The organism is Granulicatella sp. 20925_1_45 (genome assembly GCF_041433555.1).
Classification (GTDB): Bacteria; Bacillota; Bacilli; order Lactobacillales; family Aerococcaceae; genus Granulicatella.
Genome location: NZ_JAPWBR010000026.1, coordinates 1 through 25,246, shown reverse-complemented (window position 1 = coordinate 25,246; position 25,246 = coordinate 1). Strand labels below are relative to the sequence as shown.

The 25,246-nt window shown below is 39.5% G+C and carries 22 protein-coding genes; 18 read left to right on the top strand and 4 right to left on the bottom strand.

Annotated features, from left to right (window positions below; all coding sequences use genetic code 11):
- The 9 genes from O3798_RS08070 to O3798_RS08030 form a co-directional block, all read left to right on the top strand.
- The coding region (locus O3798_RS08070; protein ID WP_371464214.1) for a hypothetical protein at positions 1–309 on the top strand (309 nt) is incomplete at its 5' end.
- A complete protein-coding gene (locus tag O3798_RS08065) occupies positions 251–583 on the top strand; it encodes a helix-turn-helix domain-containing protein (protein WP_371464213.1) in 333 nt (110 codons plus the stop codon). The genes O3798_RS08070 and O3798_RS08065, both read left to right, overlap by 59 nt.
- 165 nt (positions 584–748) lie before the next feature.
- A complete protein-coding gene (locus O3798_RS08060; RefSeq protein WP_371464212.1) occupies positions 749–1,768 on the top strand; it encodes a sugar-binding transcriptional regulator in 1,020 nt (339 codons plus the stop codon).
- Positions 1,769–1,798: 30 nt separating this feature from the next.
- A complete protein-coding gene (gene gap, locus O3798_RS08055; protein ID WP_049554530.1) occupies positions 1,799–2,800 on the top strand; it encodes a type I glyceraldehyde-3-phosphate dehydrogenase in 1,002 nt (333 codons plus the stop codon).
- Positions 2,801–2,925: 125 nt separating this feature from the next.
- Positions 2,926–4,116, top strand: coding sequence for a phosphoglycerate kinase (gene pgk / locus O3798_RS08050; protein WP_371464211.1), 1,191 nt, complete (start codon positions 2,926–2,928; stop codon positions 4,114–4,116).
- Between the two features lie 31 nt (positions 4,117–4,147).
- Entirely contained in the window at positions 4,148–4,903 is a 756-nt protein-coding gene (gene tpiA, locus O3798_RS08045) for a triose-phosphate isomerase (RefSeq protein ID WP_005607135.1), read from the top strand.
- On the top strand, positions 4,903–6,432 hold the full coding sequence (gene gpmI / locus O3798_RS08040; RefSeq protein WP_371464210.1) for a 2,3-bisphosphoglycerate-independent phosphoglycerate mutase: 1,530 nt from the start codon (positions 4,903–4,905) through the stop codon (positions 6,430–6,432). The genes tpiA and gpmI overlap by 1 nt, the downstream gene beginning before the upstream one ends.
- Positions 6,433–6,518: 86 nt before the next feature.
- Positions 6,519–7,820 (top strand): phosphopyruvate hydratase, encoded by a 1,302-nt coding sequence (gene eno / locus O3798_RS08035; RefSeq protein ID WP_048711986.1) that lies wholly within the window; start codon positions 6,519–6,521, stop codon positions 7,818–7,820.
- Positions 7,821–8,415: 595 nt separating this feature from the next.
- Complete coding sequence (locus O3798_RS08030) at positions 8,416–9,324, top strand: ROK family protein (RefSeq protein ID WP_371464209.1); 909 nt, start codon at positions 8,416–8,418, stop codon at positions 9,322–9,324.
- A gap of 456 nt (positions 9,325–9,780) precedes the next feature.
- Here the strand turns inward: O3798_RS08030 and trpS are convergent, their stop codons facing one another.
- Complete coding sequence (trpS, locus tag O3798_RS08025) at positions 9,781–10,776, bottom strand: tryptophan--tRNA ligase (protein ID WP_371464208.1); 996 nt, start codon at positions 10,774–10,776, stop codon at positions 9,781–9,783.
- Between the two features lie 296 nt (positions 10,777–11,072).
- On the opposite strand from trpS, the gene spxA reads away from it, so the two are divergent.
- On the top strand, positions 11,073–11,471 hold the full coding sequence (gene spxA / locus O3798_RS08020; protein WP_371464207.1) for a transcriptional regulator SpxA: 399 nt from the start codon (positions 11,073–11,075) through the stop codon (positions 11,469–11,471).
- Positions 11,472–11,595: 124 nt separating this feature from the next.
- Here the strand turns inward: spxA and O3798_RS08015 are convergent, their stop codons facing one another.
- On the bottom strand, positions 11,596–12,204 hold the full coding sequence (locus tag O3798_RS08015; RefSeq protein ID WP_371464206.1) for a response regulator transcription factor: 609 nt from the start codon (positions 12,202–12,204) through the stop codon (positions 11,596–11,598).
- A complete protein-coding gene (locus O3798_RS08010) occupies positions 12,197–13,249 on the bottom strand; it encodes a sensor histidine kinase (protein WP_371464205.1) in 1,053 nt (350 codons plus the stop codon). Before O3798_RS08010 ends, O3798_RS08015 begins: the two co-directional genes overlap by 8 nt.
- A 162-nt stretch (positions 13,250–13,411) precedes the next feature.
- Between O3798_RS08010 and O3798_RS08005 the strand changes: the two genes are divergently transcribed.
- From O3798_RS08005 to O3798_RS07985, 5 genes are all read left to right on the top strand, one after another.
- Positions 13,412–14,356 (top strand): ATP-binding cassette domain-containing protein, encoded by a 945-nt coding sequence (locus tag O3798_RS08005; protein WP_371464204.1) that lies wholly within the window; start codon positions 13,412–13,414, stop codon positions 14,354–14,356.
- Positions 14,353–15,417, top strand: a complete 1,065-nt coding sequence (locus O3798_RS08000) for an ABC transporter permease (protein WP_371464203.1) — start codon at positions 14,353–14,355, stop codon at positions 15,415–15,417. The genes O3798_RS08005 and O3798_RS08000 overlap by 4 nt, the downstream gene beginning before the upstream one ends.
- On the top strand, positions 15,404–16,561 hold the full coding sequence (locus tag O3798_RS07995) for an ABC transporter permease (protein ID WP_371464202.1): 1,158 nt from the start codon (positions 15,404–15,406) through the stop codon (positions 16,559–16,561). Before O3798_RS08000 ends, O3798_RS07995 begins: the two co-directional genes overlap by 14 nt.
- Positions 16,562–17,052: 491 nt before the next feature.
- The gene (locus O3798_RS07990) at positions 17,053–17,736 is read left to right on the top strand and encodes an adaptor protein MecA (RefSeq protein WP_371464200.1); all 684 of its coding nucleotides are present in this window, start codon (positions 17,053–17,055) and stop codon (positions 17,734–17,736) included.
- Positions 17,737–17,791: 55 nt separating this feature from the next.
- The gene (locus tag O3798_RS07985) at positions 17,792–18,541 is read left to right on the top strand and encodes an NADPH-dependent oxidoreductase (RefSeq protein WP_371464199.1); all 750 of its coding nucleotides are present in this window, start codon (positions 17,792–17,794) and stop codon (positions 18,539–18,541) included.
- Between the two features lie 50 nt (positions 18,542–18,591).
- On the opposite strand, the gene thrC is transcribed toward O3798_RS07985, so the two are convergent.
- Entirely contained in the window at positions 18,592–20,082 is a 1,491-nt protein-coding gene (gene thrC / locus O3798_RS07980) for a threonine synthase (protein WP_371464198.1), read from the bottom strand.
- 293 nt (positions 20,083–20,375) lie between these two features.
- Here thrC and O3798_RS07975 point away from each other — a divergent pair, with 293 nt between their 5' ends.
- From O3798_RS07975 to O3798_RS07965, 3 genes are all read left to right on the top strand, one after another.
- Positions 20,376–22,112, top strand: a complete 1,737-nt coding sequence (locus tag O3798_RS07975) for an ABC transporter ATP-binding protein (protein ID WP_371464197.1) — start codon at positions 20,376–20,378, stop codon at positions 22,110–22,112.
- Positions 22,105–23,910 carry an ABC transporter ATP-binding protein gene (locus O3798_RS07970; RefSeq protein ID WP_371464196.1) on the top strand — a complete coding sequence of 602 codons (1,806 nt, stop codon included), beginning with the start codon at positions 22,105–22,107 and terminating at the stop codon, positions 23,908–23,910. Before O3798_RS07975 ends, O3798_RS07970 begins: the two co-directional genes overlap by 8 nt.
- Positions 23,911–24,688: 778 nt before the next feature.
- On the top strand, positions 24,689–25,246 hold a 558-nt coding region (locus O3798_RS07965), incomplete at its 3' end, for an LPXTG cell wall anchor domain-containing protein (protein WP_371464195.1).

The window sequence follows — 25,246 nt, the reverse complement described above, 5'->3', positions numbered from 1 at the left end:
ATACCCAAATATGGTATTTTCATGTTAGAAGGAGGAGTTGCAATGAGAAGAGTTGCGGATTTGGATGAAAAACAAATTGATATTTTGGATGAGTTATCCTATCCAGTTATGGTGAGATATGCGGCTATCATGCTTCTTCTAGATAAAGAAGGGGTAACGGATGCTGTTTGGGAGAGATGGGGAGTAGTAGATGACGACGGGAAAGAAATATTGCTCATCCCAGAAGGTAAAGAAAGGGTGGGGACAGAATTTGAGAAATTATTTATTAAAACGTTTAGATCAATTAAAATCGACGTATCCAGAGTTTGAAAAAGATTTAATGAGAGAATATGCGAATCATAAAATCGGGCTTAGAATGACAGAATTCAGATTGAAAACAGGTTTATCGCAAAATCAGTTTGCCAAAAAGATTGGGATGTCGGCCTCTCACTATTCACGGTTGGAAAGAGGACGTCAAAATATTTCATTTCTACTATTAGAAGAAATTGCTCAAAAAATGGGATTTTGGTTCGATGTTTCTTTTGAAATGGAGGAGCAGAAACCGTGGTCTCAACAGCTTGGAGAAAATGTAGGGACGGATTGAGTCCCGAATATTCGTAAATCTTAACCAAATTGTAATCTGAGCACGGTTGCATTTCTGCTATTTTGTGTTAAAATATAAATGTGTTCAGAAATATGGATTCAAAGATACTGGAAATAAGCGGGACGATATACGACCCTATCTGGAAACGATTGGAGGAAGGTTTCGATGAATTATCTTAATCTATCTCATTTATTAGTTCCAGAAAGCAGAGTCGCCCTTCAAACGCGATTCCGTATTTTACAAGCCATCGCAACGTATCAACCGATTGGACGAAGAGCTCTTGCAAAAGTGGTTCAGATGTCCGAACGCACACTACGTAATGAATGTGAGGATATGAAAGCTTTAGACCTGATTGAAGTACAAGGGTCAGGAATGCGACTCACGGAAGTTGGCGAATTTATATTAGAACGGTCGGATGATTTGAAAAACAACTTTATCCAGATGAGTCTGGTGGAACATAAGGTGGCTAAAACCTTAGGCGTTCAATATGTAAAAGTTGTGGATGATTCGGCGAAAACATCTGAGTTGGTACAAGAGATTATGGATGTCCTTTTACCGCTTGGAACTTCCATTATCGCCATCACTGGGGGCCAAACGATGGTCCGTGTCAGCGAAGGATTCACAAAAGACATTTCAGTGAACCGAGACTTAACGATTGTTCCTGCAAGAGGAGGAATGTTTGGATCGATGGTGATTCAAGCCAATAATGTCAGTGAGAAAATGGCGACTGGAATTGGCGCTCGTCATGAAGCGTTATTCGTTCCAGAACATGTCCAACAGGCGACATATGCACCGTTAATGCAAGAACCTTCAGTCGCAAAGACGATAGGTCTCATGAAAAAGGCGGAGTGTTTGTTATATAGCGTTGGAAGTGCTATTATAATGGGAGAGAGACGTGGCCTCACGCAAGAACAAATGGCTACGTTAAAAGAGAAGAAAGCAATTGGCGAAGCGTTCGGTTGTTTCTTCGATGCAGAAGGAAATGTGGTGTTAAAAATCCCACGAGTAGGGCTGCATCTTAGTGATTTATCTACGATTCCACATTCGATTGCCGTTGTGGAAGGCGCAGAGAAGGCACCTGCTTTAAAAGCATATGCCAAATTAGCTCCAGTGGATCGCACTTGGTTTGTGATTGACAAGGAGACATCAGAGTTGGTTTTGAACGGGGCAACCCGCAAAAAATAAAAATAAAAAATTCCTAGGAGGAAAAACTATATGACAGTTAAAGTTGGTATTAACGGTTTCGGACGTATCGGTCGTTTAGCATTCCGTCGTATTCAAGATGTGGAAGGATTAGAAGTTGTTGCAATCAATGACTTAACAGACGCTAAGCAATTAGCTCACTTGTTAAAATATGATTCAACTCAAGGACGTTTCAACGGTGAAGTTGAAGTGTTAGATGGAGCTTTCCGCGTTAACGGTAAAGAAGTTAAAGTACTTGCTAACCGTAATCCTGAAGAATTACCATGGGGTGAACTAGGCGTTGATATCGTATTAGAATGTACTGGTTTCTTCACTTCTAAAGAAAAAGCTGAATTACACTTAAAAGGTGGCGCTAAACGCGTTGTTATCTCTGCTCCTGGTGGAAATGACGTTCCTACAGTTGTATTCAACACAAACCACAACATTTTAACAGGTAAAGAAACTGTTATCTCTGGTGCTTCATGTACTACAAACTGCTTAGCTCCAATGGCTAAAGCATTAAACGATAAATTCGGTATCGTTGAAGGTTTAATGACAACAATCCACGGTTACACAGGTGACCAAAACACATTAGACGCACCTCACGCTAAAGGTGACTTACGTCGTGCTCGCGCTGCAGCAGTTAACATCGTTCCTAACACAACAGGTGCTGCTAAAGCTATCGGATTAGTAATCCCAGAATTAAACGGAAAATTAGACGGAGCTGCTCAACGTGTTCCTGTTCCAACAGGTTCATTAACTGAATTAGTAACAGTTTTAGAAAAACCAGTTACTGCTGAAGAAATCAACGCAGCTATGAAAGAATTAGCTAACGAATCTTACGGATACACTGAAGATCCAATCGTATCTTCTGATATCGTAGGTATCACTTATGGTTCATTATTTGATGCTACTCAAACTAAAGTAATGACTGTAGGCGACAAACAATTAGTTAAAACTGTTGCTTGGTACGATAACGAAATGTCATACACTGCACAATTAGTTCGTACTTTACAATACTTCGCAAAACTATAATTTAAACTATAGATTTAGCTAATCGTATCTATTTTCTCAGGGCGATGGAAGCATTCGCTTCCTCGCCCTGTTTTCATAATGTGAGTAATGCACTCGCTCCAAATAAAAATGTAGGAGGCTATTTTATGGCTAAAAAAATCGTTACAGACTTACAAGTGGAAGGAAAGAAAGTTTTAGTTCGTGTGGACTTTAACGTTCCTTTGAAAGATGGCGTGATTACAGACGATAACCGTATCGTTCAAGCATTGCCAACAATCAAATATTTAATCGATCACAACGCTAAAGTGATTTTATTCTCTCACTTAGGTAAAGTGAAATCTGAAGAAGACAAAGCTAAATTGAGCTTACGTCCAGTTGCAGAACGCTTATCTGAGTTATTAGGAAAACCAGTGACTTTCGTTCCAGAAACTCGTGGAGAAAAGTTAGAAGCTGCTATTAATGCTCTTAAAGATGGCGATGTTTTATTATTCGAAAATACTCGTTTCGAAGATTTAGATGGTAAGAAAGAATCTAAAAACGACCCTGAATTAGGTAAATATTGGGCTTCTTTAGGCGACTTATTCGTTAACGATGCATTCGGTACAGCTCACCGTGCGCATGCTTCAAACGTTGGTATTGCTAGCCAATTAGAATCAGCTGCTGGATTCTTGATGGAAAAAGAAATCAAGTTCATCGGTGGTGCAGTAGATAACCCAGAACGTCCATTCGTGGCAATCTTAGGTGGAGCGAAAGTTTCAGATAAGATTGGTGTTATCAACAGCTTATTAGACAAAGCTGATAAAGTTCTTATCGGTGGAGGAATGGCTTACACGTTCTTCAAAGCAATGGGACGTGAAGTTGGTCTTTCATTATTAGAATTAGACCGCGTTGAATTAGCGAAAGAAATTATGGAAAAAGCTGGCGACAAATTAGTATTACCAATCGATAACGTTGTTGCTAAAGAATTCTCTAACGACGCTGTAGCTACAATCGTTGCTTCAGATGCTATCCCAGCAGACCAAGAAGGTTTAGATATCGGACCTAAGACAGTTGAATTATTTGCAAGCTACTTAAAAGATGCAAAAACAGTTGTATGGAATGGACCAATGGGTGTATTCGAATTACCAAACTTTGCTAAAGGAACTATCGGTGTATGTGAAGCCATCGCTAACCTTGACGGCGCAACTACAATCATCGGTGGTGGGGACTCAGCTGCTGCTGCAATCTCACTAGGATACGCTGACAAATTCACTCACATTTCAACAGGTGGTGGAGCTTCTCTAGAATATCTAGAAGGTAAAGAACTACCAGGTGTTGCTGCTATCAGTGATAAATAATTTTAAACATTTAAAAGGAGATGTTGTGTATATGCGTAAACCAATTATTGCCGGAAACTGGAAAATGAACAAAAACCCAAAAGAAACTCAAGCTTTTGTGGAAGCTGTTGTTGGTAAATTACCTTCAGGCGAACGCGTAGAAAGTGCTATTGCTGCTCCTGCAGTTGACTTAGTAACTTTATTAGAATATGCGAAAGGATCAGAATTAAAAGTAGCTGCTGAAAACTGCTATTTCGAAGATGCTGGTGCTTTCACTGGTGAAACTTCACCTAAAGTATTAGCTGAAATGGGCGTGCACTACGTAGTTATCGGCCACTCAGAACGTCGTGAGTATTTCCACGAAACTGACGAAGATATCAACAAAAAAGCACATGCTATTTTCAGAAACGGCTTAACACCAATCATTTGTTGTGGTGAAACTTTAGAAACTTACGAAGCAGGAAAAGCTTCTGAATTCGTAGGCGGACAAGTTTCTGCAGCATTGAAAGGTTTATCAAACGAGCAAGTATCATCATTAGTGATTGCTTATGAACCAATCTGGGCTATCGGAACTGGTAAATCAGCATCACAAGATGACGCTCAAAAAATGTGTAAAGTTGTTCGTGACGTTGTAGCAGCTGACTTCGGTCAAGAAGTTGCTGACAAAGTTCGCGTTCAATACGGTGGATCTGTAAAACCAGAAAACATTGCTGAATACATGGCTTGTCCAGATGTGGACGGAGCTCTTGTAGGTGGAGCAAGCTTACAACCAGATTCATTCTTAGCTTTATTGGAGGCAGTAAAATAATGGCAAAATCACCAGTTGCAATCATTATCTTAGATGGTTTCGGATGGAGACCAGAAGTTGAAGGTAATGCTGTTGCACAAGCAAAAAAACCAAATTTTGATCGTTATTATAACGAATTCCCTCATACAACATTAAAAGCTTCTGGATTAGATGTAGGTCTACCAGATGGCCAAATGGGGAACTCAGAAGTAGGTCATACAAACATCGGTGCTGGACGTATCGTTTACCAAAGCTTAACTCGTATTGACAAAGCAATCGAAGAAGGCGAATTCGAATCAAACCCAGCATTAAACGGTGCATTTAACCACGTAAAAGAAAATGGCTCAGCATTACACTTATTCGGATTATTATCTGATGGTGGGGTACACAGCCATATCAACCATTTATTAGCATTAGTGGAAACAGCTAAAGCAAAAGGAATCGACAAAGTGTACATTCATGCATTCATGGATGGACGTGACGTAGACCCTAAAGCTGGTCCTTCTTACATCAAAACTTTAGAAGACAAATTAGCTGAAGTAGGCGTTGGAGAAATCGCAACAGTTTCAGGTCGTTACTATGCAATGGACCGTGACAAACGTTGGGAACGTGTGAAATTAGCTTATGATGCAATCGCTCATAGCGAAGGACCACAATTCGAAAGCGCACAAGCTGTGATCGAAGATAGCTATGCTAAAGATGTTACAGACGAATTCGTTATTCCGTCAGTAATCGTTAAAGATGGCAAACCAGTGGCAAAAGTAGAAGACAACGATGCAATCATCTTCTTCAACTTCCGTCCTGACCGTGCAATCCAATTATCAAATGCGTTCACTGATAAAGAGTGGACTAACTTTGACCGTGGTGCACGTGCTACAAACGTTAAATTTGTGACAATGACTTTATATAACCCAAGCGTGGATGCAGAAGTTGCATTCCCCCCAATTCCAATGACAAACGTTCTTGGTGAAGTGTTATCTAAAGCAGGCCTTGCACAATTACGTATTGCCGAAACTGAAAAATATCCACACGTAACATTCTTCATGAATGGTGGACGTAACGAAGAATTCCCTGGTGAAAACCGTATTTTAATTCCTTCTCCAAAGGTTGCAACTTACGACTTGAAACCAGAAATGAGTGCTTACGAAGTAGGAGATGCATTATACAACTCAATCATCAATGATGAAAATGATGCCATCATCTTAAACTTCGCGAACCCAGACATGGTTGGACACTCAGGAATGTTAGAACCAACAATCAAAGCGATTGAAGCAGTGGATGAAAACTTAGGTAAAGTTGTTGACGCCATCCTTGCAAAAGGCGGTAGCGCAATTATCTTTGCTGACCACGGTAACTCAGAAACAATGATTACACCAGAAGGAACACCACATACTGCACATACAACAGTGCCAGTACCAGTGATTGTTACGAAGAAAGGTGTAACATTACGCGAGGGTGGACGTTTAGCAGACGTTGCTCCAACTATGCTTGATTTACTAAATGTGGAAAAACCAGAAGAAATGACTGGTGAATCATTAATCGAAAAATAAAGAATCCCTTTCCAAAGGTTGAAACTCTGATGATTTTCGATTAAAATAATAACGTACAAAATAAATATTAAAGGAGTTAATAAATCATGCCATTTATTACAGATGTATTAGCAAGAGAAGTACTAGACTCACGTGGGAACCCAACTATCGAAGTTGAAGTTTACACAGAAAGCGGAGCGTTCGGACGCGGTATGGTTCCTTCAGGAGCTTCAACTGGTGAATACGAAGCAGTTGAATTACGTGACGGCGACAAATCTCGTTACTCAGGAAAAGGAGTTCAAAAAGCAGTTGACAATGTAAACAACATTATCGCTGAAGCTATCTTAGGTTACGATGTTCGTGAACAAATGGCGATCGACAAATTAATGATCGAATTAGATGGTACTCCAAACAAAGGTAAATTAGGAGCTAACGCAATCTTAGGCGTATCTATCGCTGTAGCACGCGCAGCTGCTGACTACTTAGATCAACCTTTATACCAATACTTAGGCGGATTCAACACTAAAGTATTACCAACACCAATGATGAACATCGTTAACGGTGGATCTCACTCAGATGCTCCAATCGCATTCCAAGAGTTCATGATCTTACCTGTTGGTGCTCCTTCATTCAAAGAAGCTTTACGTTGGGGTGCTGAAGTATTCCACGCATTGAAAGGTATCTTACACGACCGCGGTTTAGTAACTGCAGTAGGTGACGAAGGTGGTTTCGCTCCAACATTCGAAGGAACTGAAGATGCTGTAGAAACAATCTTAGCAGCAATCAGAAAAGTAGGTCTAGAACCAGGTAAAGATGTTTACTTAGGATTTGACTGTGCTTCATCTGAATTCTTCAAAGATGGCGTATATGACTACACAATCTTCGAAGGTGAAAAAGGTGCTAAACGTACTCCAGCTGAACAAGTTGAATACTTAGCAGAATTAGTTGAAAAATACCCAATCATCACAATCGAAGACGGCTGTGACGAAAACGACTGGGATGGATGGAAATTATTAACTGAACGCTTAGGCGGTAAAGTTCAATTAGTTGGTGACGACTTATTCGTAACTAACACTGAAATCTTATCTCGTGGTATCGAACAAGGTATTGCAAACTCAATCTTAATCAAAGTTAACCAAATCGGTACTTTAACTGAAACATTCAACGCAATCGAAATGGCTCAAAAAGCTGGTTACACTGCAGTTGTTTCACACCGTTCTGGTGAAACTGAAGATGCTACAATTGCTGACATCGCAGTTGCAACAAACGCTGGACAAATCAAGACTGGTTCATTAAGCCGTACAGACCGTATTGCTAAATACAACCAATTATTACGTATTGAAGATCAATTAGGTGACTTAGCTGTTTACCAAGGTCTATCAGCGTTCTACAACTTGAAAAACAAATAATTCCTAGGAATTAGGGAGGGGAAGCAGATTTGCTTCCCCTCCTTTTTTGTGCAAAAATTGATGGTTTTCAACCGTAGGTTGAAGGGATAAGAAACAGCGCTTGTTTTATATAGAGTAACTATTTAATGAGGTGGTTTGAAAAATGATAACCTGATTGATAGCCGTTTGGACATAGTGGATTTTGTGATGGGGCACCGCCTCGAGCCTAAGGTCTCTCGGTCTTCGAAGCTTCAAAGAGGGAGTAGCGAAAGAATTCGCAACTCCCTCTAATTCACATTCGATGCTATTCCCCATCACTCATTCCACTATAACGGCTATCTTCGGTTATCATTTTTCAATGTGAATTCATCATTAATTTCTATAAAACAAGCGCGGTTTCTTATCCTTAATGATTGAACAACCAAATTTTTGCTAATGAAGGGGGAGAGAGTGATGAGAAAGAGAGGTGGTTAGGAAAAGACGACAAAACGGCTATCAAAACAGTTATCATTTTTCAAACTGAATGAAAGACAGCAAAATAGTTATAGTATAGAACAAGATAGGGAAAGCCAGGAAGCGATTTTCGGTGTAAACTAATTATGAAAGCGAAATCATAATGAACGGAGGGATTTTGATGAAAGTCGCGGTTGGTATTGATATTGGGGGAACGAAGGTAGCGGTTGCGTTGATTAACGAGAATGGGGAGATCGTTAGTCGTTCTCAAAGCCCAAGCCAAACAGCGAGTGCCGAAAGTTTGTATCAGGGTGTGGTCCAACTGGTGGATAAAGTGCTCAATGATAATGATTTACGCATTCAAGATACGTATGGGATTGGTGTTGGATTACCAGGGAAGGTAGACGTGGAAAACGGGGTAGCGATTTTCCAAAATAATATACCTTGGGCTAATTTTCCAATTGTAGAAAGATTGAAGGAAACGTACGGAGACATACCGGTGAAAATCGATAATGACGTAAAAGTAGCGGCTTATGCGGAATATCGAATGCTCAATCTAAAACCTACAGACATGTTTGGATACGTAACGGTATCAACAGGAATCGCAGCCACCAACATCGTCAACAATACAATCTTACGCGGGGAAGGGTTCTCAGGCGAAATTGGGTTTGTCAAAGTACCTTACTTTGAATGTCTCGAAGCGTTAGAAGTGGCTTGCTCGGGTGTCGGAATCGAGCGTACAGGGCGCGAAATTTACGAAGACGAGACATTGACAACGAAGGACATCTTTGATAAATGGCGCAATGGTGAGGAGGCAGCTCGCCGTATCATCGAAGAAACAGCTATGGGATTAGCAAGTGTTCTTCATGGGATGGTCTGCTTACTAGATCCAAAAACCATTGTGTTCGGAGGTAGTGTTTCAAACTACAACCCAGACTTTATAGAACTCGTGAAAGAAGAGTTAGCAGAACTCCTTCATCACGAACAAAAACATATTCTGGAGCATATCCAAGCATCAACCATTAAGGGGGATAATGGAATCATTGGTGCCGGCCTGCTCGTTATAGAATAGCAAAAGATAGAAAATGCTAGGATTGTCCTAGCGTTTTTTATTTTTTGCACCTTTTCCCTTCAGCGATGGGAGATAAACTAAGAAAGGTATTTTTATACATAAAGAAAAAGAGTCCCTCGAACTATAAGGTTTAAGTTTGATGTGCTCATTAAATTATTTAACCTTTTCCCTTCAGCGGTGGGAGATAAACTATTTTTGATTGATTCATTATGGAATAAGGTTATCAATTATCAGAAAAAACATCAGTTTATTGAAAGAATAGTGGGGAATCACATTGAATGTGAATTAGGTGGAGTTAGGAATGAAATCCTTACTCCACCTTTGAAGCTTCAAAGGTGAGAGACGAAAGGCTCGAACCGGTGTCCCATTATGACTCTTTCAATATAAAACTGATGTTTTTCAGATAATCAAAAAAGACCCATTCTAAATGAATGGATCTCATCAATTAAAAATAGTTTATCTCACTAAGCCTACAGCTTTCTCCATCTTGCGTAGCGTCTTACTTGCCACTGCATTTGCTTTCTTAGCACCCTCATCAAGAATCTCATCTAACTTATCAGATTTTAATAGCTCATAATAGCGCTCTTGAATTGGTTCCATAACAGCGATAATAGCATCGGCTAATTCTTCTTTGAATTGGCCATAACCAACGCCTTTGAAGCGTTCCACTAATGATTCAATACTTTCGCCAGAGAAAGCAGAGAAAATTGTTAATAGGTTTGATACGCCAGGTTTTTCAGCTGGATCGAATTCAATCACGCCGCTTGAATCTGTTACAGCGCTCTTAATCTTCTTGCGAATCACGGAAGGTTCATCAAGCATGCTGATATATTCTTTTACGTTGGCATCTGATTTACTCATTTTCTTCGTTGGCGTTTGTAAGCTCATGACACGTGCGCCAGCTTTTGGAATGAATGGTTCTGGCATTACAAGAAGTTGGTTGCCGTTTCCGTAGCGGCTGTTGAAGCGTTCAACGAAGTCACGTGTTAATTCCATATGTTGTTTTTGGTCTTCTCCAACAGGTACCACTTCGGCGTTATATAAAACGATATCGGCTACCATTAGAGGAGGGTATGTTAATAAACCTGCTGATACAGATTGTTGTTTTTGAGATTTATCTTTGTATTGTGTCATACGTTCTAATTCACCAACACCGACATTACATTGAACGATCCATGCAGCTTGTGCGTGTGCAGGTACTTCTGATTGTACGAAGATCGTTGACTTTTCAGGGTCAAGACCAATCGCAAGGTAAAGTGCTGCAAGTGAACGCGTTTGTTCTTTTAATTTCTTTGGATCTTGTGGAACGGTAATCGCGTGTTGGTTTACGATACAGTAAGTACAATCGTACTCATCTTGTAAGGCCACGAAGTTTTTCATCGCTCCAATATAGTTCCCGATAGTTGGGATAGCTGAAGGCTGTACGCCTGAGAAAATTCTTTTTTTAGACATATAAGTGCTCCTTAAACTTGTTAGTTTTATTATACCTTATTTCTAAAGGATTTTCATGAAAAAATAGTTACAACTGTTTTCAACGTTTGTGAATTCAGAGATTTTCTGTTGAAGACACAATCACGAAATGAAAGCGAGTGAAAATATTATGAAACATTAAATTTTTCATCAAAAGTGAAAAAAGTTTGTGAAAATCTAAAAAATATCCAAAAATCATATAGATTTTTTTTTATATATCATATATAATAATACACGTAGATAAGACCGAAGACTTTAGAAGAGGAGGACATCGACGTATGGTTACATTATATACATCACCTAGCTGTACATCTTGCCGTAAAGCTCGTGCATGGTTAGAAGAACATAACATCTTGTACACAGAAAGAAACATTTTTTCAGAACCATTAACAATTGACGAAATTAAAAACATCCTACGAATGACAGAAGACGGAACAGAAGAGATTATCTCAACTCGTTCAAAAGCATTCCAAGAGTTAAAAATTGACTTAGATGAAGTTCCATTAAATCAATTGTTCTCATTAATCCAAAACAACCCAGGATTGCTACGTCGCCCAATTATGTTGGACGAAAAGAGATTCCAAGTAGGGTACAACGAAGACGAAATTCGTCGCTTCTTACCACGTGAAGTTCGTGCTTACGAATTAGATATGGCACAACGCTTAGTTAACTTTTAAAGATCAAAAGCCTTGATGATTCAGGGCTTTTTTTGTACCCAAAATTTACTGAATTTTGGAAAAGTTTGGAAATAAATATTCATAAGAGAAAAACAAGCACCTCAACTTGAGGTGCTTGTTTTTCTTATAGTTCTTTATAGTAATAAACTGCCAGTTGCGTACGATCACGCAATTCTAACTTTTCAAGCAGAGCCGATAAGTAGTTTCTTACCGTTCCTTCGCTGAGATACATCTTCTCGGCGATTTCTTTATTATTGAATCCTTCAGCAACGAGGTAGAGCAGTTCATTCTCACGCTCGTTTAAATGGGCACTCGATTTCTTCTCAAAGGTTTTCTTCACTGGCATTTCAATCGTAGAGTCATAGACGATTTGTCCATTCATCACTGCATCAATCGCGGGAAGAATTCCTTTAATATGTTGCTTCAATAAATACCCTCTGCAGCCAAGGGAGAGTGCTTTTGTAATATACTCGTCGTCTTGGAAGGTCGTTAGGAACAAAATCTTCGCTTCAGGAAAGTCTTTTAAAATCGTTTCTGCCGCTTCGATTCCGGTAGTAGGTTCCATACGAATGTCCATCAAGACTAAGTCTGGTTGATGAGTGATATATAATTCGACAGCATCATGTCCATCGCTGCCTGTCCCGACCACTTCAATATGGTCTTGAACAGATAGAATCGTCTCGAGCGCTTGAAGCACTAGAAAGTCGTCATCGACTAGAATCGTTTTAATCATGGTTGACCTCCTGTTTTGGGATTCGGATAAAGATGTCATATCCGTTATTTGTTTGTAATGTCATAACCCCTTTATGTTTCTCCACCAGTTCTTTCATCATAGTTAAGCCCATGCCCGGGGTGTCATTTCTCGTCTCATTCCCATTATCTTTATATTGAATCGTGTAGTAGTTGTTTTGTTCTAGTAAAAATAATTGGATTTGATTTCCGTTTGAATACTTCATAAAGTTCGTTGCCATCTCTTTACAGATAGTAAGGATGTCGTACTTCAATCCGATTGGAATTTCATCCGAGATTGTATTTTGATAGTTGACTTGCGCCTTCGCTTCAAGCGGGTGAAGAATCTCATCCATCTTTTGAGAGAGTAGGAAGGAGTCATCGTAAAGCTGATGAATCGTCGTTCGAATCTCGTCCATTCCGTTTTGAAGGATGCCAGAAACTTGTTCTAACTTCTTCTCAACAACGAGTTCATTAGTAATAATTTGTAAGGCCTCCAGTTGCATAATTGAAGCGCTGAGCGTATGTCCGATTTGATCGTGCAAGGCGTGAGAGATACGATTCCGTTCCTTAAGTGTCGCGACTTCCATTTGCTTCAATGTTTCTTCTTGGCTAAATTGTTGTCGTTGCAATAGTAGAAGTCGTTCATGCTCTAAGTCGTCTTGGATATGGTGACTCATCGTACGGAATTCTTTATCATAGCGACTACGTAAAATAACGTACGTTCCGATAACGCTTAGGATTAATGTGAATAAATCTGGTCGCAGTAAAAGGATGATGCCAGCAAAAGCTCCTGGGAGCCCGAATAGTTGGGCAGCATGCATAATGAAAATGGAAAGATACAATCCCGTTTCAGGATAGAAGATGCATAAAGCACCAGATATTACTAGCGAAATGCGTTGAATCCAACTATTTTCAAACACTTCTATAGATAGAGAAAGAATAAAAATACAAAGACCTAAAAATATAGTAAAGACTTCTGTTTGTTGTCCCATTAAATAGATGCTAATCAAAATAAAGAACATTAACTTCTCTAAAAACGTGCGCACGCCTCTCACCTCCAAGACTCTTTCTTTCAGTTTAGCCGAAATAGGGAGAAATATCTAGCTATTTATGACAAATGTCATATACAACTAACGACATTTGACACTAGTTTGTGACATGCGTGGTCGATATACTAAGAGTGTAAAAACAATTAATGAGGTGAGGACATGGAAAATAGTATCCAAGTAAAGAGTCTTGTAAAACGTTACAAAGACTTGATGGCATTAAATCATTTTGATATTGAAATTCGTAAAGGAGAGCTTTTAGCACTTCTTGGACCAAACGGCTGTGGGAAGACAACAGCGATTAATAGTATGTTAGGATTCTTAACCTTTGATAGCGGTGAGGTAACCGTTTTAGGAGAGAATAAGTTCCCGTTATCCACTAAAGTACGACGTGAAATCGGGATTGTACCACAGGATTTAGCGTATTTAGAAAATTTAACAGTCGAAGAAAATATTGATTTCTTCTGCGGATTGTATGTTTCAGATGCAAAACAACGAAAACAATATGTACAAGAGGCTATCGAATTTGTAGAACTACAAGAGTTCCGCAAGTTTGTTCCAAAGAAATTGAGTGGTGGGTTGAAACGCCGCTTAAATATCGCTTGCGGTATCGTGCATAAGCCAAGCTTAATTTTCTTCGATGAACCAACTGTTGCGGTAGACACACAAAGTCGTTCATTCATCTTAGAAGGGATTCGCAAACTCAACGAACAAGGCAGCACGATTATTTATACAACGCACTACTTAGACGAAGTGGATGGATTAAGTGACCGCATCGTGATTATGGATAAAGGAAAGAGCATTGTTTCAGGAACGTCGCAAGAATTGAAGAAATCTATCGCGACTTCTGAAATTATCCAAGTGGAACTTTCAACCGTTCCAACAGAAGAACAAGTGGCACGCTTAAAACAAATTCCACATGTTCTTGTATTAGAACATCATAAAGATCATTTGAAATTCAACTTCGAACAAGGAACAAATCACTTACTTCATGTGGCAAACATTCTAGAAGAATTGAACTTAAGCTATGTTCGTTTATACAGTGAACAGCCAAGCTTAGATGATGTGTTCCTTGCATACACAGGGAAAGGACTTCGAGATTCATGAAGACATTCTTAAAGCTATTTACGTATTTATCAAAAGACGCCTTAAAAGATTTTTCATTCTCGTTTTGGGTGTTATTATATCCGATTATCTTGATTTCACTCTATTTCGTATCCTTTTCAGGAATCATGAATCAAGACATGGGAACAGTTCGAGTTGCCATGACAGCCGACAACCCATATCGCCAGGTGTTTGAACAAGCCGGAGATTACTTCGAGATTATTGATGTGGAGTCAGAGGAAGCAGGGAAGGCACTCGTCACAGAGGATAAAGCAGACGGATTTCTTGAGAAGAACTTAGACGTGGTAGTTAGCCAATCGATGGGGATTCCTCAAAGCGTGTTGAAAAATGTAGCGACACAGATTAAACAGGTTCAAAGCCTTGGACGAGGCGCAGCATCTATCGACTTTAACAAGAGCTGGGTGACGCAGGAGACAACCGATGTCAGTCAAGGGACGATGTTATTTTACACAGCGATTGCTAGTTTCGCGATGTACTCGTTGTTTAGTGGTGTCGTTTGTGCAGCTTACTTAAACGGGAACTTATCGCCGATTGGCCGACGTATTATGGGCAGTCCATTTAGCAAAGGCAAACTCATTATCAACTGCTTTATGATTGGTTTATTACTCAATATCGCTTCAAACGCAATCATGCTGGTCTATACGACACAAGTATTGAAAATTAATCTATTTGCAGATTGGGCAGGAAGCCTCCTTCTCATGTTACTAGGAAATGTATTCGGAATTGCAGCAGGGCTTCTTATTGGAACTAATCAAAAACTAACCATTCAGGGAAGAATTATCTTCGCGTTAATTACAAACCTCGTCCTTTCAGCACTTGCTGGAATGATGGGAACAGCAATGAAAGGATTTGCCAATACCTTTATGCCAGGATTTAACCAGTTTAATCCGGTCGCATTAATGGTTACAGGATTTTATCAATTAAATCGCCTTGTAGGAAGTGCAGATCTTGGTAGAACCTACTTATTACTTGGCGCATATACACTAGCACTTCTAGGATGTGCACTATGGAGATTAAGGAGAACACGTTATGATAGTCTATAAATATTTTCTAAAACTTGCTTATCGATTAAAATCATATGCGATTATTTTCCTAGTCATCTTTATGGCAATGGGCCTTTCCCAAGTGCTAGGAAACAACGAAGTCACAGGTTTCAAAGATACACAATATAAAGTCTTGATTAAAGACGAATCAGATGGCAATAGCGAAATTATCAACGCGCTCGTTGCCGCACTTCAAAAAGATCATAAAGTCACACTCACAACCAATAGCGATAACAGCATGAAAGAAGCTGTCTATGGAAATGATGTAGATGGTGCGCTTTGGATTCCATCGGATGTTGATACAAGAATCAACAATGGGGAATCTGCTGTCAAAATGGAAATTGGAAATTCACTGAACGGCAATGTCCTTCGTGAGTACGTTAATTCCTATATTCGCTATGCGGTTGTATTGAAAAATCAAGGCAACTTTAGCGTTGAGAATATGAATAAGATTTTAAACGAGCAAGCCTCCGTGAGTGTCATTTCAAAAGACGCCACACTTAAGGATGACGATTACTATGCAAAATTTGGTGAAATCTACTTTGCGTATACACCATTCGTTTATATCTCAGTATTTATCTTCTTGCTTGGATTAATCTTTGCCTTACTTGAAAATGATGAAGTCGCAAAACGAATTATTATCGGTATGAAGAGTGTAAACCAAGTGATGATTGAAAAATTTCTTGGTGGCTTAACAGTTGTTGGAATAATCGTTGGAATCAACTTACTATTCGTAGCCATTGTGGCACCAAGCTTCTATGTGAGTGCGGGTGCTCCAAAGGCATTAATGCTCACTTTCGCGTCAGCACTTACAGCCTATGCACTGGCATTCCTATGCTCGGTCATTATAGGGGACAACACGTATGGTTATTCTGCAGCAAGTACGGTAGTGGGGATGGGGGTATCCTTTATCTCAGGAATTTTCGTGCCACTTGAATTACTGAATCCAGTAGCCATTAGTATCGCGAAATTCTTCCCAGTGTATTATGTCATCACTGCAACCGAAAACCCATCGCTAGAATTTTCAAGTTACGCTATGAATCTAGGTATGGTTCTCTTATTCGGAATCTTGTATGCAGCACTAGCCTTTAGCATCCAACATATCCGAACAAGACAATTCGGCCTCACCCTAAGAAAAGCCTAAGCCTTATTTATAAAAAGAGAAGAAGCCTCGTCGTTTCGCGGCCCACTTCCATCCTATTCACCTTCCAAAAATAAGAGGGAAATACAAAGGTTTTTGCACCTTTAAAAAGCTTGGAGGGGCAAATTGAACAAAATAAATAAAAAAAGATTACGAAGAATCTGCGGATTTTATAATCGCAGTAACGGGGAATCGCATCGAATGTGAATTACGCGGAGTAAGGACGAGTCCTGTACTCCGCGTTTGAAGCTTCGAAGGTGCAAGACTACAGGCTTGCACCGGTGCCCCGTAACAGCGATTATAAAAATAATCCGAAGGGATTCGCAGTAATCTTTTTTAGTATATTTGAACGCAAGTTCAATTTGCCCCATTCCAAGCTGTTTTTCAAGAGCACCAAGTACAAAACAATTTGCATTAGGGTTCCAATCGTATTTCTTTTATTTTTATCAGGTTTGGTCTAGAATAGATGGATAAGGTAAAAAGGGGTGAATATTATGGAAATGGAACGCATTAACGACGATACATTCTTGTTGCGTATCGAGAACCAAGATCTAATCGACCGTGGTACATCAATACCTGAATTACTTGGAAATCCAGGCGAAATCGAAGGCTTTTTCCATAGTATTTTAGAGGAGATGGGCGTCTTGAATCAATTCGAAGATTCAGACGGTTTGAGCTTCCAAATCATGCCAAATCCAGACGGTCTAGAACTCTATGTCACACGTATTGTGGACATGGGAGATGAATCGACAGACGAGCGTATGGTGCGCAATATCGTGGATACGATTCAACATTCTCTAACAGATCGTATTGGGAAGAAGCGTAAAGAGGCAAAAGAAGAAGGAAAAATTTCTCCAAAACCAGTCATTAATACGGAAGATAAATCTTCAACATTGAAACCAATCGATGTAACAGTTGTCTTTGAAGACTTCGAAGATTTTGTTTCAATGGCAAAAGAAGCATCAGGCGAATTTGACCAATCGGTTCTTTACCGTTACAGCGGACATTACTTCTTACACGTTTTCCATCAAGTGGAAAAACCAGAAGAAGTGGCTTCAAAAATGGCGCTTATTCGCGAGTACGCCGAGTTCTCAAGAATTTCATGGGAAGTATTAAAAGAATACGGCGAAGTGATTATGCCAGAAGCAGCCTTGGAAACAGGTAAACAATATTTCTAAAAAACAAAAAGAGTTGAGCAGTCGACTCTTTTTTTGATACAAAGGAGTAATCAAGATGAATGAAACCATCAAAACACAACTCAATCACCGTACAATTCGTGCGTTTGAAGACAAACCTTTAACAAAAGAGGAAGTGGATTTACTTGTAGAAGTGGCGCAAAGAACAGCTTCAAGTATGTACTTACAAGCCTATTCGATTATTAGTGTGACGGATCCAGCATTAAAGAAAGAGTTGGCTGCTGTGAGTGGGCAACCTTATGTGGCTAACAATGGACATCTATTTGTATTCGTGGTGGACCAACGTCGTAACACGGAAATTGCAAAAGCCTTAGGACAAGAAGTAGGCGTTCAAGGGAGCGCAGACCGTTTCGTATCAGGACTAACAGATGCAGTGATTGCAGCGCAAAATGTGGTTGTAGCAGCAGAATCTTTAGGGATGGGGACTGTGTATCTAGGAAGTTTCTTTAACGACACAGCAAAAATCGTCGAGTTACTAAATTTACCAAAATACACTTACCCAGCAATCGGAGTAGCGGTAGGTTGGCCCTCCCAAGAGCCACAATTAAAACCACGTCTTCCAAAAGAAGTGATTCATATGGAAAATGGATACCGTGAACTTGAGAATCCATTAGAAGAATTGAAAGAGTATGATGCGACAGTGACAGAATACTACGACCTTCGTGATGCGAACCGTCGTGTAGATGCCTTTACAAAACAAGTGTCTACAAAATACCATACGCTTGGGGCTAAGCGTGCGGAAATGCTTGATGTACTTAAAGCACAAGGCTTCTTAACAGGAGAATAAAAAAGAAGACAAGAAATCGTTGTTTCAATGATTTCTTGTCTTTATTTGTTTTATTGAATGTTTAATGAATCAAGGACGGATTGTTTCATACCTTCGATTGAAAGAACTTTTGTATGACGGATTGGCGCATCCAATACGCTTGTAACAGCTGTTGGAATGGCAATGACGCTTTCTTGTTGAATCGCATCCATGAGTTCTGCGTCAGATTGATTCGTATCCACGTCTAGAGCTGAAAGTACGCTTTGTGGGAATTTGTATGGACTTGCCGTCGATACGACCACAGTAGGAGTTTCGTCTCCTGTTTCTTTCTTATATTTCGTATACACAGCATCCGCAACCGCAGTGTGTGGATCTAATAAATAATGCTCGTTCGTGAATACATCATGAATCGTTTGAGCCGTTTCTTCTTGGCTTGCACGGTTTCCATAAAATTGTTGGAATAGAGCAGTGTCTGTATTTGGAACAGAGTAGCTTCCGTTTTCTTTTAGGGAAGTCATGAGTGCATTTGTTTCCTGCGAGCTACGTCCTGTTAATTCGAAAACGAAACGCTCAAGGTTACTTGAAACAAGAATATCCATACTTGGAGAACTTGTTAATTTAAATTCGCGTAGTCGGTTATATGTTCCTGTTTGGAAGAAATCAACAAGTACATCATTTTCGTTTGAAGCACAGATGAGTTTATTGATGGGAACACCGATACCTTTTGCGTAGTAGGCTGCTAGGATGTTACCGAAGTTACCAGTTGGAACGACAACGTTCATTGGGTCACCAATTGCTAGAGTACCGTCTTTGACTAACTGTGCATACGCGAATACATAGTACACGATTTGTGGGCAAAGACGTCCGATGTTAATCGAGTTAGCAGAAGAGAATTGGAATCCTTTTTCTGCAAGGGTTGTGTTTAATTCTTTATCCGCAAATAACTCTTTGACTTTTGTTTGTGCGTCATCGAAGTTACCTTCTACACCATAGACGAATGTGTTGTCGCCGGCTTGTGTGACCATTTGGCGTTCTTGAATCGTACTTACGCCGCCTTTTGGATAGAAGACGATGATGTTTGTATGAGGTACGTCCGCAAATCCAGCAAGGGCAGCTTTACCAGTGTCTCCTGACGTCGCTGTTAGAATCACGATTTCTTTGTCAGATTTGTTTTTCTTCGCAGCAGTTGTAAGAAGGTATGGCAAGATAGATAGCGCCATATCCTTGAAGGCGATAGTTCTTCCGTGGAAGAGTTCCATGAAATGACGGTCGCCGACTTTCTTCACAGGTGCAATTTCTTTTGTATCAAACGTTGTGTCGTATGCTGAATGCACGCAGTCTGTAATTTCTTCTTTTGTAAAATCTGTTAAAAAGGCAGATAAAATTTTGATTGCAATTTCTTGATAGCTTTGAGTTTTTAAAACTTCCCAGTCCAGAGTCACTTCTGGGAGGGCAGTCGGTACATATAAACCGCCGTCTTCAGCAATTCCTTTTAAAATGGCTTGTGAAGCTGTAACACGGTTGTTTGTGTCTCGTGTACTAATGTATTGAATTGTGGACACTTGAGTCCCTCACTTTCTAAAATTTCGTTGCGCTCATTGTACCATAAATCGCGCTCTGAACACAAAACACAGGCACATTTCGGCTGTGAATTCTGAAGTGTGCACTTAAATTTTTAGAGAAAAATAGTATACACTAAAGATGAAAATTCAATTAAAATTTGAAGGGCAATCTATTGAAAACCCAAAAAAAGATTGTTAAACTATTTATAGTAATTCGTAGCTAATTGCTTGTCTTTGAGAGGAACTCAAGGACAGTTTTTTATTATCTAAAATCATTAAAAAGGAGTGAAAAAATGCTAAAACAGATTATTCCGTTTTTTAGTAAGTATAAAAAATATCCTTTCTTAGCGTTTTTTGCCATCTTAATCGAGGTGCTCTGTGAAGTAGCACAACCGATTATTATGAAGCAAATTATCGACGAAGGGATTCCAAATAAAGACTTAGGCTATATTGTGCAACAAGGATTGATTATGGTTCTAGTTGCGATTGTGTCTCTTTCAGCCGGAGTTCTTGGTGCAAAATTTGCATCGATTGCCGGAACTGGGGTAGCAGCAGAGTTACGTTCTGCGGAGATGAAGAAGATTCAAGCTTTCTCATTTAAGAATATTGATCACTTCTCAAATGCTTCTTTAATTACACGTATGACAAGTGACGTTAACAATGTTCAAAATACAGCCATTATGACGATGCGTATTTTAGCGCGTGCGCCAATGATGTTTATCTTCGCCATCTTCTTTGCGGTAAGTATCAATGCGCAATTATCTCTTGTATTCATGGTAGCTGTACCAATCTTAGTACTTTCATTAGCATTAATCATTTCTACAGCATTTCCACGTTTTAGAAAATTACAACAAGCAACTGACGGCATTAACCGTACCTTACAAGAAAACTTTATCGGAATTCGCGTTGTAAAATCATTCGTACGTGAAACTTTCGAGAAGAAAAAATTCGGTAAAGAAAACTCTACCTTTAGAGAACGTGCCCTACATGCGATGTATGTCGTAATGTGGAACAACCCAATCATGCAGTTAACGATTTATGCTGTAACGATTGCAGTGATGTGGTTCGGTGGTGGACTCGTTATTAGCGGAACGATGACAACAGGGGACCTTATCAGTTTCATTTCTTATATCACCCAAATCTTGATGTCTCTCATGATGATTTCATTCGTATTCGTCATGTTAACAATGACAAAAGCATCGATGGACCGTATCTTCGAAGTATTAGATACAAATATCGATGTAGAAGAACCAGAATATCCAATCACTGTGGACAAAGTCTATGGTGAAGTAGAATTCGATCATGTTCATTTCTCTTATGGGAAACAACAAGATGAAGAAGTGTTAAGCAATATCAACTTCAAGATTAAACCAGGTGAAGTGTTCGGGATTATCGGGCCAACAGGGTCAGGAAAATCTTCTCTTGTACAGTTGATTCCTCGACTCTATGACACCACTGCTGGTACGGTTCGTGTTGGTGGACATGATGTTCGCGAATATCGTTTTGCAGATTTACGTCAAAACGTATCGATGGTATTACAAAAGAACACGTTATTCTCTGGAACAATTCGTGAGAACCTCTTATGGGGAAATCCAGATGCTACAGAAGAAGAGATGATGCAAGCGGCGAAACACGCTCAAGCTCATGACTTCATTATGGAAATGCCAGATGGATATGACACTCGTGTAGAACAAGGTGGGTCAAACTTCTCTGGTGGACAAAAACAACGTCTTACAATTGCTCGTGCGATGTTACGTAAGCCAGCCGTGTTAATTCTAGACGATTCAACTTCAGCAGTGGATACAGCCACTGACTCGAAAATCCGTGAAGCGTTCTTTAACCATTTACCAGATACAACAGTGATTATTATCGCGCAACGTATTTCATCTATCCAAGGCGCAAACAATATTCTTGTATTAGATGATGGTAAAGTGAATGGACTCGGAACTCACGAAGAGTTGATGGAAACAAACGACTTGTATCGAGATATTTACGAAACCCAAATGAAAGGAGCCAAAGGAGATGAGTAGAAATAAAGGGCCAAAACGTCCAGAAAATATGAAACAAACTTTGGCAGACTTATGGGGTTATTTATGGAAGAGTAAATGGACTCTTGCAGTCGTAGTGGTCTGCTTAATCATTTCAAGTGCATCCGGAATTATCGGGACATATGCGATTCGTCCGTTAATCAATGATTTTATCGCTACAGGTGACTTAGCGGGGCTAGCAAAAATGCTCGGCTTTATCGCTATTGTGTATGTACTAGGAGCAACAGCCAGCTACTTCTCAGCACGTTTAATGGTAACAGTTGGACAAAATACTATCGAAAAAATGCGTGCAGATTTATTCAACCATATTCAAAGCTTGCCAATTCGTTTCTTTGATACGAACAAGCATGGGGACCTAATGTCTCGCTTTACAAACGACTTTGAAAATATTCAAAATGCGTTTAACAACAGTATGTTAATGATTATCAGCTCAACGCTTCAATTAGTATTGACATTTGTGATGATGGTGATTCTTTCGCCAGTCTTAACAGTGCTTCTAATTGCGATGGTATTCTTGATGTTCCAAATCGTGAAGAAATTGGGTGCAAAATCGGGGAAACAATTCGCTGCGCAACAAGCGATTCTTGGACAAGTGAATGGATTTGTGGAAGAGCATATTGAAGGACAAAAAGTAGTGAAAGTATTTAACCACGAACATAAAGTGCTTGATGAATTTGATAGACTCAACATTGAACTTCAAGAAGCTGCAAATAACGCACAATTCTATTCGACTATTATGTTCCCAATTTTAGGAAATATCAGTTACGTGAACTATGCGATTACGGCAGCGGTTGGTGGATACTTAGTGATTATTAATTGGATGGATATCGGGGGACTTGCCTCATTCCTACAATTCTCAAGAACATTCGCGCAACCACTTGCTCAAATGTCTCAACAAATGAACGTACTGCTTAGTGCGATGGCAGGGGCTGAACGTATCTTTGCCATTCTTCGTGAAGAACCTGAAGTGGATGAAGGAACGGTTACTTTGGATCAACGCGATCCAAAACAATGGTACTGGGTGGATGGTGACAAACGTATTCCAGTTGTCGGAAACATCCAACTACACAATGTTGACTTTGGTTATGTGCCAGGTGTACGTATTTTAAAAGATATCAATGTATGGGCTGAACCAGGATTGAAGGTAGCCTTTGTTGGGGCAACGGGTGCTGGTAAAACAACCATTACAAACTTAATTAATCGTTTCTACGAAATTGATTCTGGGGTCATTACTTTCGATGAGATTCCAGTAACGAAGATTAAGAAAGATGATTTACGTAAGACGATTTCTATCGTGTTGCAAGATACGCATTTATTTACTGGAACGATTGCGGATAATATTCGTTATGGGAACTTGGATGCGACGAATGATGAAATCATTAAAGCGGCGAAACTTGCGAACGCCCATAGTTTTATCAAACGTCTTCCACAAGGATACCAAACAGAAATTACAGGAGACGGAGAAGGCTTGTCTCAAGGGCAACGTCAATTACTCGCAATTGCGCGTGCTGCCGTTGCGAACCCTAAAGTATTGATTCTGGATGAAGCAACAAGCTCAATCGATAGCCATACAGAAGCGTTGATTTCACGTGGTATGGACCAATTGATGGAAGGTCGTACTTCATTTGTAATTGCCCACCGTTTGTCTACGATTCGTAATTCAGATGTGATTATGGTAATGGATCACGGTGAGATTATCGAACGCGGAGACCATGAGAGCCTTATGGAAAAACGCGGAATCTACTACAAACTATACACAGGCCAAATCGAACTCGATTAGTGCACAAATAATAGAAAAGAGATCCTTCGGATATTTTTATAGTAACTACAATAGCTGTACCGGAGTGAGCCTTGAGTCTCACTTCCTATCGATTCTCAAACTGACGCTAGGGACTAACATCCTTAGCGTCAGTAATTCGAATCAATTACAATCGCTATTGTTGTTACTATAAAATCCGAAGGTCTCTTTTTTTCTTTTGTACAAATGAACTGCGATTTGACTTTGTATAGTTGTAGTGTGAGAAAAGACTACGGACGTTTTTATAATAGCTGTAATGAGGCACCGGATTGAGCCTAGAGTCTCAATCACTACCGAGCTTCAAAGAGGGAGTAGGGAATAAATTCCTTACTCCCTCTATTTCACATCGGTCGCTATTCCCCATTGCTGCTATTATAAAGTCCGAAAGGAAGCAGTATTTTTTCTTTAGAAATAGATTTGTGCTGTATATAGTTTTTATGCGAATAAAGGCACTTGAAAAGAGACGCTATTTGGATGCTGTTCAATCCGAAGGTCTCTTTTTTCTTTTGTACAAATGAACTGTGACTTGTAAGTGTGTAGTTGTATTTAAATGAAAAAGTAGAAGACGTCGCTTGTGAATTTGGTGAATTATTTTCAAAAAAATATGTTGAAAGGGCTTAATTATAGACAGATTCGGCGTTTGTAATATATGTTTCATATTGTGAAAATGTAAATTAATGCTCGAGAGAGGAAAATATTTGCAAATTATTTTTTGGTATGATATTATATTTCGGCAGTAAAGATAGAAAGGAAGATATGAATGAAAAAATTATCTGCAAAATTATTAGTGATTGTAACTTTATTAGGTCTAGTAGGGCTATTCTCAAATACAGTAGCGCAAGCGGCAGCTCCAGAAGTAGTTACTGTAAATATCGCTGATTTAACAAAAGAACAACGTGAGGCGATTCAACCAGGTCAACCTACCCCAGCAAAAGAAGGCGAACGTACTTTATTAGTCTATGCATATGACAAAAATGCATGTCAATTAGCACCAGCATTACCAGAAACAGGTACTGGTTCTCAAGCTTTGATGATGGTTGCAGGAATCGTAGCATTAACAGGTGCTGCATACTTCTTAGTAACAAACAAAAATGGTAAGAAGATGGTATTAATGGCAGGTCTTGTATTATCAGGAGCAGTTGCTGCAACATCAGTTGTATCAGCGAACGAAACAGTTTCAGACGATAGCTGTTACAAATATGTAGGATTCATCAATGAATCAGTTGAAATAACAATTGAGTCAACAACATCAGCAGAAGCAACTACAACTACAGAAGAGACTACTGAATCAACAACAGAGTCTACTACAACAACAGAA